Origin of the sequence: Archangium minus, from assembly GCF_044360475.1 — a bacterium.
GTDB lineage: Bacteria > Myxococcota > Myxococcia > Myxococcales > Myxococcaceae > Archangium > Archangium minus.
Window position 1 is genome coordinate 8,571,938 of record NZ_CP043494.1, and the last position, 15,245, is coordinate 8,587,182.

The 15,245-nt window shown below is 67.5% G+C and carries 10 protein-coding genes; 6 read left to right on the plus strand and 4 right to left on the minus strand.

Annotated elements, in window-relative coordinates:
* Positions 1-5: 5 nt before the first annotated feature.
* Together F0U60_RS34775 and F0U60_RS34780 are read right to left on the minus strand one after the other, a co-directional pair.
* Positions 6-434, minus strand: coding sequence for a hypothetical protein (locus F0U60_RS34775; RefSeq protein WP_395806360.1), 429 nt, complete (start codon positions 432-434; stop codon positions 6-8).
* Positions 435-491: 57 nt separating this feature from the next.
* Positions 492-1,631, minus strand: coding sequence for an acyl-CoA dehydrogenase family protein (locus tag F0U60_RS34780; RefSeq protein WP_395806361.1), 1,140 nt, complete (start codon positions 1,629-1,631; stop codon positions 492-494).
* Between the two features lie 80 nt (positions 1,632-1,711).
* Here F0U60_RS34780 and F0U60_RS34785 point away from each other — a divergent pair, with 80 nt between their 5' ends.
* The 6 genes from F0U60_RS34785 (at position 1,712) to F0U60_RS34810 (ending at position 10,271) form a co-directional block, all read left to right on the plus strand.
* On the plus strand, positions 1,712-2,806 hold the full coding sequence (locus F0U60_RS34785; RefSeq protein WP_395806362.1) for a hypothetical protein: 1,095 nt from the start codon (positions 1,712-1,714) through the stop codon (positions 2,804-2,806).
* A 14-nt stretch (positions 2,807-2,820) separates the two neighbouring features.
* Positions 2,821-5,835, plus strand: a complete 3,015-nt coding sequence (locus F0U60_RS34790) for a CehA/McbA family metallohydrolase (RefSeq protein ID WP_395806363.1) — start codon at positions 2,821-2,823, stop codon at positions 5,833-5,835.
* Positions 5,836-5,855: 20 nt separating this feature from the next.
* The gene (locus F0U60_RS34795) at positions 5,856-6,680 is read left to right on the plus strand and encodes a hypothetical protein (protein ID WP_395806364.1); all 825 of its coding nucleotides are present in this window, start codon (positions 5,856-5,858) and stop codon (positions 6,678-6,680) included.
* Between the two features lie 207 nt (positions 6,681-6,887).
* Complete coding sequence (locus F0U60_RS34800; RefSeq protein ID WP_395806365.1) at positions 6,888-9,128, plus strand: sensor histidine kinase; 2,241 nt, start codon at positions 6,888-6,890, stop codon at positions 9,126-9,128.
* Positions 9,125-9,631: a response regulator gene (locus tag F0U60_RS34805; RefSeq protein WP_395806366.1), complete on the plus strand. Its 507-nt coding sequence runs from the start codon at positions 9,125-9,127 to the stop codon at positions 9,629-9,631. The genes F0U60_RS34800 and F0U60_RS34805 overlap by 4 nt, the downstream gene beginning before the upstream one ends.
* Before the next feature lie 118 nt (positions 9,632-9,749).
* A complete protein-coding gene (locus tag F0U60_RS34810) occupies positions 9,750-10,271 on the plus strand; it encodes a response regulator (protein ID WP_395806367.1) in 522 nt (173 codons plus the stop codon).
* Between the two features lie 23 nt (positions 10,272-10,294).
* Here the strand turns inward: F0U60_RS34810 and F0U60_RS34815 are convergent, their stop codons facing one another.
* Positions 10,295-12,838 carry a GMC family oxidoreductase N-terminal domain-containing protein gene (locus tag F0U60_RS34815; protein WP_395806368.1) on the minus strand — a complete coding sequence of 848 codons (2,544 nt, stop codon included), beginning with the start codon at positions 12,836-12,838 and terminating at the stop codon, positions 10,295-10,297.
* A gap of 128 nt (positions 12,839-12,966) precedes the next feature.
* Positions 12,967-15,240: a type I polyketide synthase gene (locus tag F0U60_RS34820; protein ID WP_395806369.1), complete on the minus strand. Its 2,274-nt coding sequence runs from the start codon at positions 15,238-15,240 to the stop codon at positions 12,967-12,969.
* Positions 15,241-15,245: the final 5 nt, after the last annotated feature.

Below are 15,245 nucleotides of genomic sequence, written 5' to 3' on the forward strand. Positions count from 1 at the left end.
GCGCTTCAGGCCACCTTGCTGCTGTGGCGCGAGCGCAGCTGGAGGATCAGCTCGCGGGCCTGGGCCTTCGTGGCGACGAAGTGGACCTTCGCCACATCACCCTCTTCCGCACGCCCGGTCAGTTGGGCCGCGAGGAGGATGCCCTTGGCCACCGCTTTGTGCGCGAGACGTGCCCCGACGTAGATGAAGGCCTGGACCCACTCCGACTCGGCGTGCTCGCTGAGATAGACCCTGCACTCCGCGCTGAGGAGCGCGGATTCCGTGATGTCCCCCACCAGGAAGAAGGGCCTGGCGCGGCCCAGCTCCCCGTAGATGTCCACCATGAGCGTCATCTCGGCCAGGGAGATTTCTCCCCGGTACTCCCCCCAGAGGATGTCTGGAGGCTCGAAGCGCAGCACATGCGCTCCAATTCTCCACTCGCGCTGTTTCTCCATGAGGGATCTCCCGTACGCCCATCCTATCCCGGGTCCGGGCAGAAACCCCAAGGGTCTCTAGAAGCCAGACATCTTGGAGAGGATCTCCTTCATGACCTCCGAGGTACCACCGCCGATGGTAATGAGCCGGATGTCGCGCCAGGCCCGAGCGATGTGCGTCTCCTCGATGTAGCCCATGCCTCCGAAGAACTGCTGGACGTCGTAGGCCACCTTCTGGGCCAGGTCCCCCGCGAACAGCTTCGCCATGGAGATCTCCCGCACCGCGTTTTCCTTGCGATCGAAAACATCCACCGCGTGGTACGTCAGCCGCTTGGCCGCCTCGATGGCCGCCATGTGCTCCACCAGCTTGTGGCGCCACACTTGGAAGCCCAACAGTGGCCTGCCGAAAGCCTGCCGCTCCTTCCCGTACTCGAGCGCGTCCTCAATCATCCGCTCCATGCCCCCCACCGCGGACAAGGCTCCCACCAGGCGCTCGCCCTGGAAGTTCGTCATGATGTGGTAGAAGCCCTCGTTCTCCTCGCCGAGCACGTAGCGCCGGGGGATGCGGCAGTCCTCGAAGAAGAGGATGGCGGTGTCCGAGGACAGGTTGCCTACCTTGTCGAGCTTCTTCGACACCGAGAAGCCCTTCACGTCCGTGGGGAACGTCACCAGGGAGATTCCCCCGTAGCCCGGCCCACCGGTGCGCACCGCCAGCGTGATGAAGTCCGCGCGCGTGCCGTTGGTAATCCACATCTTCGAGCCGTTGATGACGTAGTCATCCCCGTCCTGGCGCGCCGTCGTCTGGAGGTTGGCCACGTCCGAGCCGGCCCCGGGCTCGCTCACGCCCAGCGCGGCGATCTTCTCGCCTGCCAGCGCCGGAGCGAGGAACTCGCGCTTCTGCTCGTCCGTGCCGATCTCGTTGATGATCGGCGTGGCCATCTGGCTCTGCACCAGCAGCGCCATGTTCACGCCCGCATTGCGGCTGCGCGTCAGCTCCTCGGCGAAGGCCGTCACGTACCAGTAGTCCAGCCCGCTGCCGCCGTACTTCGGATCATGGTTGATGCCGAAGAAGCCCAGCTCGCCACACTTCTGGAATACCTCCCGCGGAAAGATGCCCGCGCGATCCCACTCCAGGGCGTGGGGCGTCAGCTCCTTTTCCACGAACGTACGCACCGTCTTGCGGAAGGCCTCATGCTCCTCGGTGAACGGGTTCGGCATGGTCGGCGGGCTCCTCGGGGATGGGTGATTGATTGGCGAGTCGATAGTACAAGGCTCTCTCTCGCGAACAAGGACGGCTCATGGCTTCTGTCACCCTCTCGCTCCTTGCGATCCTCTCGGCCGCACCGGTCGTCCGCCCCCCAGCCGAGGAGCTACTTCGCACACAGTGCAGAACCTGGGCCGCGGAGCCGAAGAACCCCTGGGCGCTCGCGCATGGCATCACCCTCGACGGCCGCGCCTTCAAGGCCCGTGATGGTCGCCCCGCCGCGGAGGTCATCGTTTCGGACTTCCTGCGCAAGGAGGGCACCGGCCCCCAGGCGGACCTCCGCTTCGACGCCTTCGCCCCTGACGGAACGCCCGTGGAGCCCCACCCCAACCTCCTGGTGAAAACACTTCTGCTCGCAGGCTATGCGCCCTCCCAGTCCTTCCGAGCGAGCGGGAGCCCTGTCACCCTCCGTGCACTCGTGGAGGACCTGAAGCGCGACTTCCGCCGCGAGGCGGCCCTCTCGTCTCATGGCGCCTGGACGCTCGACGCGCTCTCACACGCCCTGCCCCCTGGCGCCACCTTCACCAACGGTGCCGGAGAGACCCTTCACCTGGATGCGGTGATGAACGAGGCGCTCGCCTCGCTCGAGCGCGAGCAGGCGGAGTTGATGGCCGGCATGAAGGCCGGGCTGCCCCAGGTGCCCAAGCGCAAGCAGGGCATCTACGCGCACCCCTGTGGAGGACTGCACCTCTTCCAGGCCGTCGCCAGTCACGCGCGACACGCCGCAGTGCGCAAGGCGTGGGGCCCGCGCCTCGACGCGCAGGTGGACGTTCTCTTCTACCGGCTGAGCTCCGAGTCCCGGCAGTACGACGCCGCGCTCACCTCCGCGCCGCCCGCGTACCGCCTGCCCGTGCTCGTACAAATGGTGAAGTTCTACGGGCACTTCCTCGAGACACTCGGCCGCTACCGCGAAGAGACGGGCTGGAAGCCCACGCCCACGCAGCTCCAGTCGGTGACTCAGGCGGGCGCACTGCTTGATGGCGCGGTGCGTCGTCTTGAAGCAGCGGGCGCGTTCCGAGACATGGAGTCACTGAAGGCCACACAGCACCAGCTCTACCTGGACCTCATCGGCGACGCGTGCCACGCCGCGCACGGCTGGGGCTACTGGAGGAACCACCTCGGAGGTTGATACAAGGGTCAATCATGTCCTCCCCCCTCCGCCTCCTGGCCGCGAGCCTGGCTTTGGTCAGCCTCACGCTCGCCGGCTGCAAGAAGGAGAGCTGCCTCGGCAACGATGAAGGATGCCGGGTCTCCAGCCCCTGCGAGAAGCTGAGTTACTCCTGTGAAGCCGCCTCGGGCGCCAGCCTCGAGGTGCGCGTCCTCACCGCCCAGGACAAGCGCGTCGGCAGCAACGACCCTGTCCCCGGAGCCGAGACGGTGCCCGGGGGTCTCAACGCGCTCGGCGCCCGGGGTGACATCCTCCTGGGCAATGAGCGGGCGGTGGCTGTCATCGCCGGCCTTGGCACCACGCATCTGTTGGATCCGGGCGGCGGCTCGCTGATCGACTTGAGCGTCCGCGGCAAGAACAACGACGGCATCAACCAGGTGCTGCCCGTGGTGGGCATCCTCCCCGCGGACGCCGTGCACTACACGTCGATGAAGATCATCGACGAGCGCCCCACGCGCGTGGCGGTGCAGCTCGACGGCACGCTCGATGGCAAGCCCGAGTTCCCCGTCCACACCCTCTACGAAATGCGTCCGTGCGAGCCGGGCGTGCGCGTGCGCACCGAGGTCCTCAATGCCTCCGTGGACCCGCAGCTGTGGGCGCTGGCGGACGGCTTCTACTGGAGTGGCCGCGAGGCCCTGCCCTTCACGCCCTCGGAGGGCACGGGCTACGAGCACCCGTCCTTCGGCCTCACCACCATCGGTGACGCGTTCCGCAAGTTCCCCTACCTGACGGCGACCCTCTCCTCGGAGCCGGCCAGCAGCTACGCGCATGTGGCCTGCGGAGAGACGGACCTGCTCGAGGGCTTCCAGAGCGATCAGATCTCCTCCTCCGGCCTGCCGCGCACCGTGGTGCCGCCGCGTGACTACCTCGTCTTCGAGCGCTTCCTCGCCGTGTCCGAGCGCGGGGACGTGGCCTCCGCCGCGGACCTGGCGCTGGAGCTCCGTCAGAAGCTGCATGACGAGAAGTACGTGACGCTCACGGGAATGGTGAACCGCCGTGGGGCGCCGCTCGGCGCGGGCCGCGAGGTGAGCGTGCTCATCAGCGAGGGAGACCTCGCCGCCGACCCGAAGACCCGCATCCCGTGGACCCAGGTGACGCCAGACAAGGAGGGCCGCTTCCAGGCCCGCGTGCCCGCCGGCCGCAACTACGTGGTGGAGCTGCACGCCTTCGGGCGCAAGGTGGCCGACCGACAGCTCGACAAGGTGGACGCGGACGCGAACCTGGGCTCGCTCACGGTGCCCGCGAGCACCCGCCTCACCGTGAACGTGAATGACGCCACCAGCGGGGAGCCCCTCACCGCCGAGGTCTTCGTCGTTCCCGTGGACGCCGAGAACCAGAAGCCCCTCGAGGGCTCACTGCATGGCCGCTTCGGGACCTGCGCGCCGTGGCTCGGTCCTCCTCCGGGCCCCTCGCCCGCGTGCAACCGCTTCCTCGTCCACAACGGCACCGCCACCGTGGACGCGCCCAACGGCCGCTACCACATCTACGCCTTCAAGGGCCCCTTCTGGACACTGGCCCGTGAGACGGTGACGCTCGGCGCCGAGGACACCACCCTCTCCTTCACATTGGGCAAGCTGCCGCTCCAGCCCGCGGGCACTGTGGGCGCGGACCTGCACGTACACGGCGCCGCCAGCTTCGACAGCTCCATCCCGGACCTGGACCGCGTGCTGTCCTTCGCGGCCACGGACCTGGAGGTCATCGTCTCCACGGACCACGACGTCATCTACGACTACACACAGATCGTCCGGAACCTGGGCCTGCAGGACAAGCTGAGCACCGTGGTGGGCCTGGAGAGCACCGGTCACATCCTCTGGATGAAGCGGCCCGGCTACGACATCCCCCTGGTCATCGGCCACTACAACTTCTGGCCGCTGGAGTACGACCCGACGAAGCCGCGCAACGGCGCCCCGGCGGATGAGATCGTCGAGCCCGGCGAGCTGTTCGACCGCGTGATGGCCAGCACCACGCCCACCTTGCAGAAGCAGCTCGTCATCCAGCTCAACCACCCGTGGGCGGACGCCGAGTTCGGCCGCGACCTGGGCTTCCCACGCGCGCTCGCGCTCAACACGCGCAAGAACCTGCCCTCGCACGATGACGGCACCAACGCCGGCATGTACGTGCGCACGCCGCGGGGCGGCTTCGCCAACAACGGCCAGCACACCCAGGAGGTGATGAACGGCACGCAGAACGATCTGCTGCTGCCCTACCGCTCCTTCTGGTTCTACACGCTCAACCAGGGGCAGCGCGTGACGGGCACCGCCAACAGCGACTCGCACAGCCTCACCGACAACACCGTGGGCGTGCCGCGCAACATCGTCTACACGGACACCCGCCCAGGCACCGGCTTCGACACCGCCCGCTTCAACGCCGCCCTGAAGGCCGGCGACTCCTTCGGCACCAACGGTCCCATCATCGAGGCCACCGTGGACACGGCGAGCGGCCCCCGCCGCTTCGGGCTCACCCCGCTGGTGCCCTCGGCCGACGCGCAGCTCCACCTCAAGGTCTCCGCTGCTCCCTGGGTGCCCGTGGACGAGGTGCGCATCATCGTCAATGGCCAGGTCGTGAGGACGATCGGCAGCGCGGAGCTCAAACACCCCGCGAGTGCCTTCGGCACCGAGGGGCTCCTGCGCTACGAGCGCAGCATCCCGCTCTCCGACATCCTCAACCGCACGGGGGATGCCTGGATCGTGGTGGAGGCCGGTGCACCGCTGCCTCCCGCCGCCGACTTCGGAGGCCCGGCGGGTGATGGGCCCGATGGCATCCCCGACACCGGCGACAACAACGGGGACGGCGTGGTGGACCGCGGCGACATCGAGAAGGACGCCGACTACGGCCCGCTCCGCAACGCCCCGCCGCCCTCCAGCGAGGCGCATCCGCTGTTCCACTTCGCCCAGGTGGTCACCGGCGGCTACCCCATGGCCTTCACCAACCCCTTCCTCCTCGACCGGAACGGCAACGGAACCTTCGATGCCCCCGGCGTGGTTCCGTGAATCGAGGACACCCCGTGAACATGTCCCGACTGCTCGTCGCGCTCGTCGCCCTGCTGCTCTCACCCGCCGCCGCTCGCGCGGAGGGTGGGTGTGAGCAGTGGATCGCTCCCGCGCTCGCCGAGGGCCCCGTCACCTTCGGCTTCCTGTCCGCCGATGTCGCCACCGGCCGCCGCGCCTGTCCTCGCACCGAGGTGGGCCTGGGCGTGCAGGGCGGCGCCATCATCGAGACGCAGAACCTCTACGGCGCCGTCACCGGTGCCGGCCTGATCTCCGGCAGCTTCGCCGTGCGTCCGGACCTGGAGCTCTTCGCCACCCTGGAGGCGCTGCGCTTCCAGTACGTCCAGAACGCGAGCCTCACGGGGACGCGCATGTCCCTGGGCCAGCTCACCGTGGGCGGCACGTACATGGCGCTGACGAGCGGCGCCTTCGTGCTGTCCCCGAGCGTGCGGCTGCAGCTGCCCACGTCCTTCGCCAGCCCGAGGACGCGCACCCTGGGTGGAGAGATTGGCGCCGCCGCGCTGTACCGGCCCACGAACCGCTTTGAGGTGCACGGGTACGCAGGGGTGGACGCGTCCATGGGCCTGGGTGCCGCGGATCCGCTGCCCCTGGCCGGGTTCCTGGTGAACGTGGGCACCGAGTACGCGCTCTGCAGCGGCTTCGCCGCCGTGCTGGATGCCAACGTGCACTTCGGCCACCGGGCCGTACTGGACTACGTGGCGCCGGCCGTGGGGCTGCGCTTCCGCGCGGGCGAGCACTTCGGCGCGGAGCTGGGCGCCAGCCTCCCCGTGCTCGGTGCCGAGCGCGCCCTGGCCGCCGGAGGGTTGAAGCTCACGTACCGGATGTAAGTCACGCGTGAGCGAAGGTGCGCACACGAGGTGGCCCCGCTTATTCCCACCTCGTGCGCACCGGCTCAAAATGTGGGAATCTCGACATCGTAGGCTTCATAGGGAATTTCCCACTTTTGAGACTTCTCCTGCCGTGCGCTCCAGGCCGGTCCACCGGAAGGGGACTGGAACGCCCGGCCTCGAACGAAATCAGGTCGCCCGGTTGCCATGTCGTTCAGCCCTCCACGCGCACCGCTGGCCCGTTCGACGCTCATCCACATGGGCGCGCGCATCGGGGTCATCGTCGCGCTGACGACGCTCTTCAGCTACCTCCACATCCTCAACACCCAGCGGGGTGAGGCCCGGGTACGCCTGGAGCGCTACATCTCGGAGCACAGCCAGCGCGAGCAGGCCATCTTCCTCCTCGCCGAGGACAACCAGGCCATCCTGAAGAGCGCTTTGGTGGAGCGGCTCAGCGCCCGTCCCTCAGAGGACGTGGACGCCCGCTTTGATCGCCTGTTCGTCTCGCTTCCCGACGGCACGGTCCGCAACCGCGCCGAGCGCTTCGATGGCACGCGGGAGCCGGGCGTCCTGGTGCCCCAGGGAGTCCAGCTCAATGCGGACCTGCGCCGGAGGATCCTCGCCGCCTATGACGTGGTCGCCCAGTTCGGACCTGCCTTCCATACGCGCGTCACGAACACCTACATCACGCTGCCGGAGGGGCCGCTCATCATCTACTGGCCGGAGCAGCCCACCATCAGCCTGACGTCCAAACCGGACTTCTGGAGCCCCCAGTACGAGTTCTTCAAGGTCAGCCGCCCCGAAAACAACCCGGAGCGGAAGACGGCGTGGACCGGGGCCTACTTCGATCCGATCTCCCAGGAAGCAATGGTCTCGGTCTCCACGCCCCTGGACCAGGAGCAACGCCACCTCGCGACGATCAGCCAGGATGTGTTGCTCGCGGAGATGCTGGACCGCATCCAGAAGGACACCATGCCCGGGGCCTACAACCTGGTCTTCCGGGATGACGGGCTGCTCATCGCCCACCCCAAGCTGACAGCGAATGACCTGAAGGGCGACCACAACATCCTGGACCTCGCGAAGCGGCCCGAGGAAGAGACCCCCTGGGCTGGCTCCGAGAAGCAGCGCGCCCACCTGCGCGACATCTTCGAGCAGGTGAGGAACCGTCCGCCGGGTGAGTCCGTGGTGGAGCTGCCGGAGCACAAAGAGTTCCTCGCCATGGGCCAGTTCCGGGGCCCCAACTGGAACTTCGTCACCATCTTCCCCGAGAGACTGGTGACGAAGCCGGCTGCCCAGGCCGCTCGCTACGTGCTGCTGCTCGGGAGCCTCTCGCTGCTGCTCGAGCTGGTGATGATGCACTGGGTGCTCAAGCAGCAGATTGCCCTTCCGTTGCAGTCCTTCACCCACGCGACCGATCGGGTGGCCTCCGGCGACTTCAACGTCGAGCTGGACACGACACGTCAGGACGAGCTGGGACAACTGGCCCGCGCCTTCCGCCTCATGGCCGACAAGGTGCAACGGCGCGAGGAGGAGCTGCGCCAGACCAACGAGAGCCTGGAGCAGCGCGTGGAGGAGCGCACCCACGAGCTGAGGGACATCCACCATCAACTGGTGCAGACGGCCCGGCGCGCGGGCATGGCGGAGATCGCCACCAACGTGCTGCACAACGTGGGCAATGTGCTCACCAGCGTCTATACCTCCGCGCAGCTCGCCAAGGAGCGCATGGGAGACATGCGCCTGGACCACGTGGGCCGCGTGGCCTCGCTGCTGCAGGAGAACCAGGGAGACCTCACGACCTTCCTCACCCAGGACGAGCGGGGCCGACACGTGCTGCCCTTCCTGGGCAAGCTAGGACAGAACCTGGTCGACGACCGTGAGGAGATCGTCTCGTTGCTCGACGATGTGGGCCGCTACACCGAGCACATTGGCGACATCGTCAAGGTTCAACAGAACTTCGCCCGCACGCCCCGTGTCCACGAGCCCGTGCAACTGGCGGAGCTGGTGGAGGACGCGCTGCGCATCAACTCGGCGGGCCTGGCCCGTCATCAGGTGACGGTGGAGCGAAACCTGGAGCCCCTCCCTCCCGTGCCCACCGACAAGCACAAGACCCTGATGATCCTGGTCAACCTGGTCAGCAACGCCCAATACGCCTTGGATGGAGTGGCCCCCGACAAGCGACGCCTGACGGTGAGGCTGAAACGCGCCGGGGCTGACCGCGTCCATATTGAAGTTCATGACAACGGGAAGGGCATCGAACCGGAGATGCTCACCCGTATTTTCCAGTACGGATTCACCACCCGCGAAGACGGACATGGCTTCGGCCTGCACTCCAGCGCCCTCGCAGCGCAGGAGCTGGGTGGCGCCCTGACGGCCCACAGCGATGGGCCAGGGCGTGGAGCCACTTTCACACTGGCGATGCCCTATTTCGCGGCTCAGGAGGCGGCATGAGCAACACTTCAGACAAACGACGGATCCTCATCATCGACGACTCCGAAGCCATCCACACGGACTTCCGGCGCATCCTCAACCCGGAGCAACGTCGGAGCAGAAACGACCTCGATCAATTGGAAGAGGTGCTCTTCGGCCCGGCGCCCTCTCGTGCCTCCGCCTCGCTCGAGGAGTCCCTGTTCGAGGTGGAGTCGGCCTTCCAGGGGCAAGAGGGTGTCGCCAAGGTCCGCGAGGCCGAGGCCGCTGGCCGCCCCTACTCGCTGGTGTTCCTCGACTACCGGATGCCGCCCGGGTGGAACGGCGCCGAGACCCTGAGGCACCTGCGGACGGTGTCTCCCGCGCTGCGCGTGGTGCTCTGCTCGGCCTACTCCGATTACTCCTGGGCAGAGATGCTCCAGAAGTTTGGCGAGCACCACTCGCTGAGGGAGCTGAGGAAGCCCTTCAACGGACAGGAGGTGCGCAAGCTCGCCCTCTCTCTCACCGAGCAGAGAGACATGCATTGAGCGCAAAGCTCCAGAGGTGGAGCAAGTGGGCAGACACCCACTCGCTCCTTCAAGGAATTTCCGCGACCTCCCTAGCGTCCATCAGGGATGCCCCATCCGTGTGGGTCCAGGAGGCGACATGAGCAACTGTCCGAGTAAAAAGCGAATCCTTGTCATCGATGACTCCGAGGCCATCCACACGGACTTCCGGCGGATCCTCAACCCGGAGCAGCGCCGGAGCCGGGGCGACATCGACATGCTGGAAGAGGCCCTCTTCGGCCCCATGCAGTCGCGCGGCGCTTGCTCCTCTGAGCCGGATTTCGAGGTGGACTCGGCCTTTCAGGGGCAGGAGGGCGTCGCCAAGATTCGCGCCTCCATGCAGAACAACCAGCCCTATGCGCTGGTGTTCCTCGACTACCGGATGCCGCCCGGGTGGAACGGCGCCGAGACCCTGCGACGGCTCCGGGAAGTGGCCCCCTCGTTACGCGTGGTGCTCTGCTCGGCCTACTCGGACTACTCCTGGGCGGAGCTGGTCCGGGAGTTCAGCGACCTCCAGCTGCTGAAGGAGCTCAGGAAGCCCTTCAATGGCCAGGAGGTGCGGCAGCTCGCACTCAAGCTCACCCGGGATGATGACGATAACTCCTCGCACGCCCCGGCGTGAGCCTCGCTGACGCAGCTCCTGGCTCAGTGCAACGCAGCCAGGCGCTGCGCGCACAGGTGAGCCAGGGCCATGATGGTCCACTGGGGATTCACCGTCGCGCTGTTGGGGAAGATGCTCCCGTCGCAGACGTAGAGGTTGTCCGTGCCGCGGACTCGGAACGAGGCATCCACCACGCCCACGCGAGCGTCGTGGCTGATGCCGTTGCCGCCCTGCGGATGCCCCGTGCCGATGGTCAGGTCCCTCAAGTCAGTGAAGCTCCGCTCGAAGGCCGCGACGTCGTCCAGCGAGCGCAGGGAGAGCCCTCGCCGCGTGCTCACGAGCACCTCGTTGACCCGGTGCGCGTCTCCCGCCGAGAGGAATCCCCGGGCAATGGCTGCGATGCCCGAGCGCATTCGCGTCAACTCCGGATCGCCCACGGGCAGCTCAATGGTCCCGTCCGGATGGATGGTTCCCATGGCCTCCGTGCCCACCAACGGCGCGGCGGCCACCAGCCGGTCATACTGGAGCATCCGCTGGAAGTGCTCCTCGAGGAAGCCAGGCATGGCCAGGGCCTGGGTCGCCGGCGGGTTGAACCAGGTCTCCATCACGAAGCCCGGCTCCTTCCCTGGCGGCACGTAGTAGTGAGCGATCTGCAGCGCGTGGAATGAGCGGATCCGCTGCTCCAGGAAGGCGTGCACCGGCGAGCCCACGTTCGCCGAGAAGCGCCGCCCGATGAGCCGGTTGCGAAGCCCCTCTACGTTGTGCAGGACGACGGAGGAGGCCACCGGTCCACACGAGAGCACGTAGTGCTTCGCCCGGACCTCCACCTTCTTGCGCTCCGGGCCCACGACGACCACCGCCTTCTGGATCTTCCCAGAGCCGGCTCGCACCAGCGTCTGGAGTCGAGCCCCCGCCATGATGTGCAGCTTCCCCGTCTGGACCGCACGCGGCAGGTAGATCTGCAAGGCATTGCGCTTGCGCTCGAAGGCGCACCCCAGGTTGCAGTAGCCGCAGCCAACGCACCCCGTGTCGAAGCCATCCTTCGCCTCGATGTTGACATTGCACTCGAAGAGGCCGGGCTGGAGCGGCTCATTCACGGGGAAGGGCCGCGCGGGGCCATAGGCGGCGGCGAGCAGCTCGGCAGCGGGGTTGAGGCGTCCCCCCGTCGCCGAGGAGGGAATGATGGGCAGCTCCCGGGCGATGAACTCATAGGCCGCCTTCATCTCCTCCTTGGAGAAGGGGAAGCCGCTGCGCAGCCACTGCTGGAAGGCGTGCTCCGGCAGCTGGAAGCACACGGCGTTGTTGACCAACGCGCCGCCACCGACACACTCGGCCTGGAGCACGGAGAAGGTGCGCTCCCTGCCCGCGGGCCTGCCCTTGTCCACGGCCCGCTGCAGCCCGCCCGTCTTGTAGAGCTTCGAGACGGCGTCGATCTCATCGTCCGTCAGGTTCTGCTCCCGGTGGTATTTCCCCGCCTCCAGCAGGAGCACGGTCTTGCCCTCGGCGGTGAGGCGCGAGGCCAGCAGGGAGCCCGCGACACCGGAGCCCGCGATGATGAAGTCGTAGAGCGGCTCGGGCTTTGCCGTGAGCGGCAGGGGGAGCCGGGGCCGCTTCAACGGCCTGGGCTCGAAGCGGGAGTAGCCGACCTGCGAGTCCACCCGGCGGTGCGAGTAGTAGGGCACCACCACCATCGTGTGGACGAGGTCCAACGCATCCCGGAGCACGCCCGGCGGACCATTGAGGATCTTGCGGACATCCACGCGCAAGCCCTCGCGATCGAGCCGGATCATTCCTTCCAGAGCCCCGAGCGCAGCGAGCGCGGGACGCACCTTGTTGAGCAGCGGCACGTTGGCATTGCGCAGGAAGCGCTCGACGGTGCGTACGATTTCGATGGGGGGGATGACTCGCTGCTCTGGGAGCATCACGTCCGCCAGCAACAGGAGCGCCACCTGCTCGGGCCAGCTTAGGAACTCGCCCTCCGCGGCGACGAACGGAAGGCTCGAGTACACCTCCGCCAGCTCGCGGTTCATGAAGCCGATGAAGGCGCGCTGGGCCGCCCGCCGCTCATCGGGGCTCGTGGCGTTCACCACGCTCAGCCCCTGGAACTGCAACAGGGTGTCCGTGAGGTTGGCTGCGGCTCGGCCCCGCGCGAGCACCCGGTGGCTCGCCTCATCCGTGAGCACAACGGTGCGCAGCGTGGCCATATCCTTGGCCGCGTCGATGACGTCCAGGTGACCGTCGTCGAAGAGATCCTTCTCGCCGTGGAGCAGCACGTCGCGATCCGCTGGACCCTGGAACTCGACATCCACGTCGAAGTGCTTGCGCCGCCGGTTGGTGGGCTCGCTTCGGAACAGGGTCAAGGTGCCGCGCTGGACCGTGAACCGCGCCGGACGGCCACCGTCCTCCCACTCGATGGCCCCACTGCGCACCTGTCCCTGGTGGACGTCTGACTCGATGAATTTGCGGAGGCTCGGAATCTCGACCGAGAGGTCGAGCCCGAAGCGTTGACGTCGGGACTCCCCAGGGCTCGTCACCTCACCCGACAGCACATCGCGAAAGCGAATTCCGACATGGTCCCCGTAGCTCATCGTCCGGCCTCCCGTGGTCCCTCATCAGGGCCTCACGGAAGGACGGACCAGACGACGTTTGTGATGGGGGGGATGGGCTCCAGGTCGAAGGCCTGGAGGGCGCACGAGCAGGCGGAGGAACGAGCGCCTCAGGGGCGCGGCTCGGCTCGCCGCGAGAGCCAGTAGCGCTGGCGCTGGAAGGGATAGGTGGGCAGGAGCACCCTTCGCCGCGGAGAGGGCGCATCCAAAGCGGCCCAGTCCACCTCCACGCCCTTCACGTACAGCGTCCCCAGCGTCTTCGTCAGCCGCGTCCAGTCCGCCTCGCTCGGCTGGATGGGGATGACCTCGTCGCCCTCGCCGAGTCCCGACCTCGTGCCCACCAGCGGCAGCTTGCGCACCGCCAACCGCAGCCCCTCCTCCAAGCTCAGGACTCCCAAGTCCACCGCTGCGACGTACTCGCCTACGCCCTGCCCCACCACCGACCGGGGCACCACGCCCCATGCCCGCCATAGCCGGGCCAGTGCCCACTCCACCGCGAACACCGCAACCCTGCCGTAGGCCTCTTCCTTCAACAGCGCGGACTCGGCGCCGTACAGCACCTGCACCAGCGGCTTCTCCAGCACGCCCTTCAGTGCTTCCCCGCACTGCTCCAGCGCTTCTCGGAAGACCGGCTGCGTCTCGTACAGTGCCCTGCCAGAGTCCGTGGCCCGCTCCCCTTCCCCGCCGAAGACAAAGGCCACCGTTGGCGACGAGCTTCCCGCACGTCCCAGCCACAGCCCCTCGCCCTCGCGTCCCGCTTCCGCCGTCAGGAGTCTCTCGCGTAGCTGTTGCGTGCCGCCGCCCACCACCGCCAGCCGGTGCTCGAAGTGGGCGCGTCCCGCCGCGGCCGTGAAGCACACGTCTCCCGCTTCCGCATCATTCGTTGCCAGGAACCGGGCGTAGCGGCCCGCCTGGGCTCGCAGCGCCTCTTCGCTCCGGGCCGAGAGCACCAGCACGTGCTCGGACCGCTCCTTGTCCCGCTTCACTTCCGCCGGGGGTGGTGCTTCCTCCATCACCACGTGCGCCAGCGTTCCCGTCCGCCCGTAGGACGTCACCCCCGCGATGCGTCGGCCCTGCGTCGGCTCCCACGCCGTCTGCTCCACCGGCACCCTCACGCCCATTCCCTTCCAGTCGATGTGCGGGTTGGGCTTCTTGAGGTGCAGGTGCGCCGGCAGTTGCTTGTGGCGCATCGCCAGCACCACCTTCATCATCCCCACAACGCCCGAGGCCGCCTCGGGATAGCCGATGTTTGTTTTGACCGACCCCATCCAGAGCGACTCCCCGCCCTTGCGCCCCTCCTTCAACACGGACCACATCGCCTCGGCCTCGATGGGGTCTCCCATCGCCGTCCCCGTGCCGTGCGCCTCCAGGTAGCTCACCTCGGCGGGTGACACGCCCGCGTTCTGCAAGGCCTGACGGATGACGGCTTGCTGCGCCACCCCATTGGGTACTGTGAATGAGCTGCTCGGACCGTCATGCCCCACCGCCGAGCCCCGGATGACCGCGAGGATGTTGGCCCCCCGCGCCCGCGCATCCGACAGCCGCTCAAGCACCAGCACGCCACAGGCCTCGGCGCGGCCATAGCCATCCGCGGAGGCATCGAAGGACTTGCACCTGCCATCCGGAGAGAGCGCTCCGCTGCAGGAGAGATAGACACTCGCCTCTGGGGAGAGGATGAGGTTCACCCCCGCCGCCAGGGCCATCGAGCACTCGCCATTCCTCAGACTCTGGCTGGCCAGGTGCACCGCCACCAGGGACGACGCGCACGCCGAGTCCAGCACCACACTCGGCCCCTGAAAGCCAAACAGGTACGACAGTCGTCCGGAGATGGCGCAGTTCGCTCTCGCGCCGATGAAGTAAGGGTCAATGCCAGCCAGGCCCTCTGCGTTCAGCGCGAGCTGCCCATAGTCATTGTTCATCACCCCTACGAAGACGCCCACGCGATCGCGCCTGGAGCGCACCACCGCATACCCCGCCCGCTCCAGCGCCTCCCAGGCCACCTCGAGCACCAGCCGCTGCTGCGGATCCATGCTCTCCGCTTCTCGTGGCGAGATGCCGAAGAACCGGGCATCGAACCGGTCCACGTCCTTCAGGAAGCCTCCGCGCCGAGTGCGGATCTTCCCCGGAGCCTGGGGATCCGGATCGTACAGGGCCTCGGCGTCCCAGCGGTCCGGCGGGACTTCACCGGTCGCATCCACCCCCTTCACCTGCAGGTCCCAGAAGTCCTCCGGGCTCTCCACGCCTCCCGGCAGACGGCAGGCCATGCCGACGATGGCGATCGGCTCCCGACGGGCGGCCTCCGCCTGCTCCAACCGAGTCTCCAGCTTGCGGATCTTCACCAGCTGCTGCTGCAGCAGCTGGCGATAGTTGATCTCCTCGGACATCTCCG

Excerpts from the sequence above, each read along its gene's own strand:
- F0U60_RS34775 (WP_395806360.1), bottom strand. The coding sequence starts at position 434 with ATGGAGAAACAGCGCGAGTGGAGAATTGGAGCGCATGTGCTGCGCTTC.
- F0U60_RS34780 (WP_395806361.1), bottom strand. The coding sequence starts at position 1,631 with ATGCCGAACCCGTTCACCGAGGAGCATGAGGCCTTCCGCAAGACGGTG.
- F0U60_RS34785 (WP_395806362.1), top strand. The coding sequence starts at position 1,712 with ATGGCTTCTGTCACCCTCTCGCTCCTTGCGATCCTCTCGGCCGCACCG.
- F0U60_RS34790 (WP_395806363.1), top strand. The coding sequence starts at position 2,821 with ATGTCCTCCCCCCTCCGCCTCCTGGCCGCGAGCCTGGCTTTGGTCAGC.
- F0U60_RS34795 (WP_395806364.1), top strand. The coding sequence starts at position 5,856 with ATGTCCCGACTGCTCGTCGCGCTCGTCGCCCTGCTGCTCTCACCCGCC.
- F0U60_RS34800 (WP_395806365.1), top strand. The coding sequence starts at position 6,888 with ATGTCGTTCAGCCCTCCACGCGCACCGCTGGCCCGTTCGACGCTCATC.
- F0U60_RS34805 (WP_395806366.1), top strand. The coding sequence starts at position 9,125 with ATGAGCAACACTTCAGACAAACGACGGATCCTCATCATCGACGACTCC.
- F0U60_RS34810 (WP_395806367.1), top strand. The coding sequence starts at position 9,750 with ATGAGCAACTGTCCGAGTAAAAAGCGAATCCTTGTCATCGATGACTCC.
- F0U60_RS34815 (WP_395806368.1), bottom strand. The coding sequence starts at position 12,838 with ATGAGCTACGGGGACCATGTCGGAATTCGCTTTCGCGATGTGCTGTCG.
- F0U60_RS34820 (WP_395806369.1), bottom strand. The coding sequence starts at position 15,240 with ATGTCCGAGGAGATCAACTATCGCCAGCTGCTGCAGCAGCAGCTGGTG.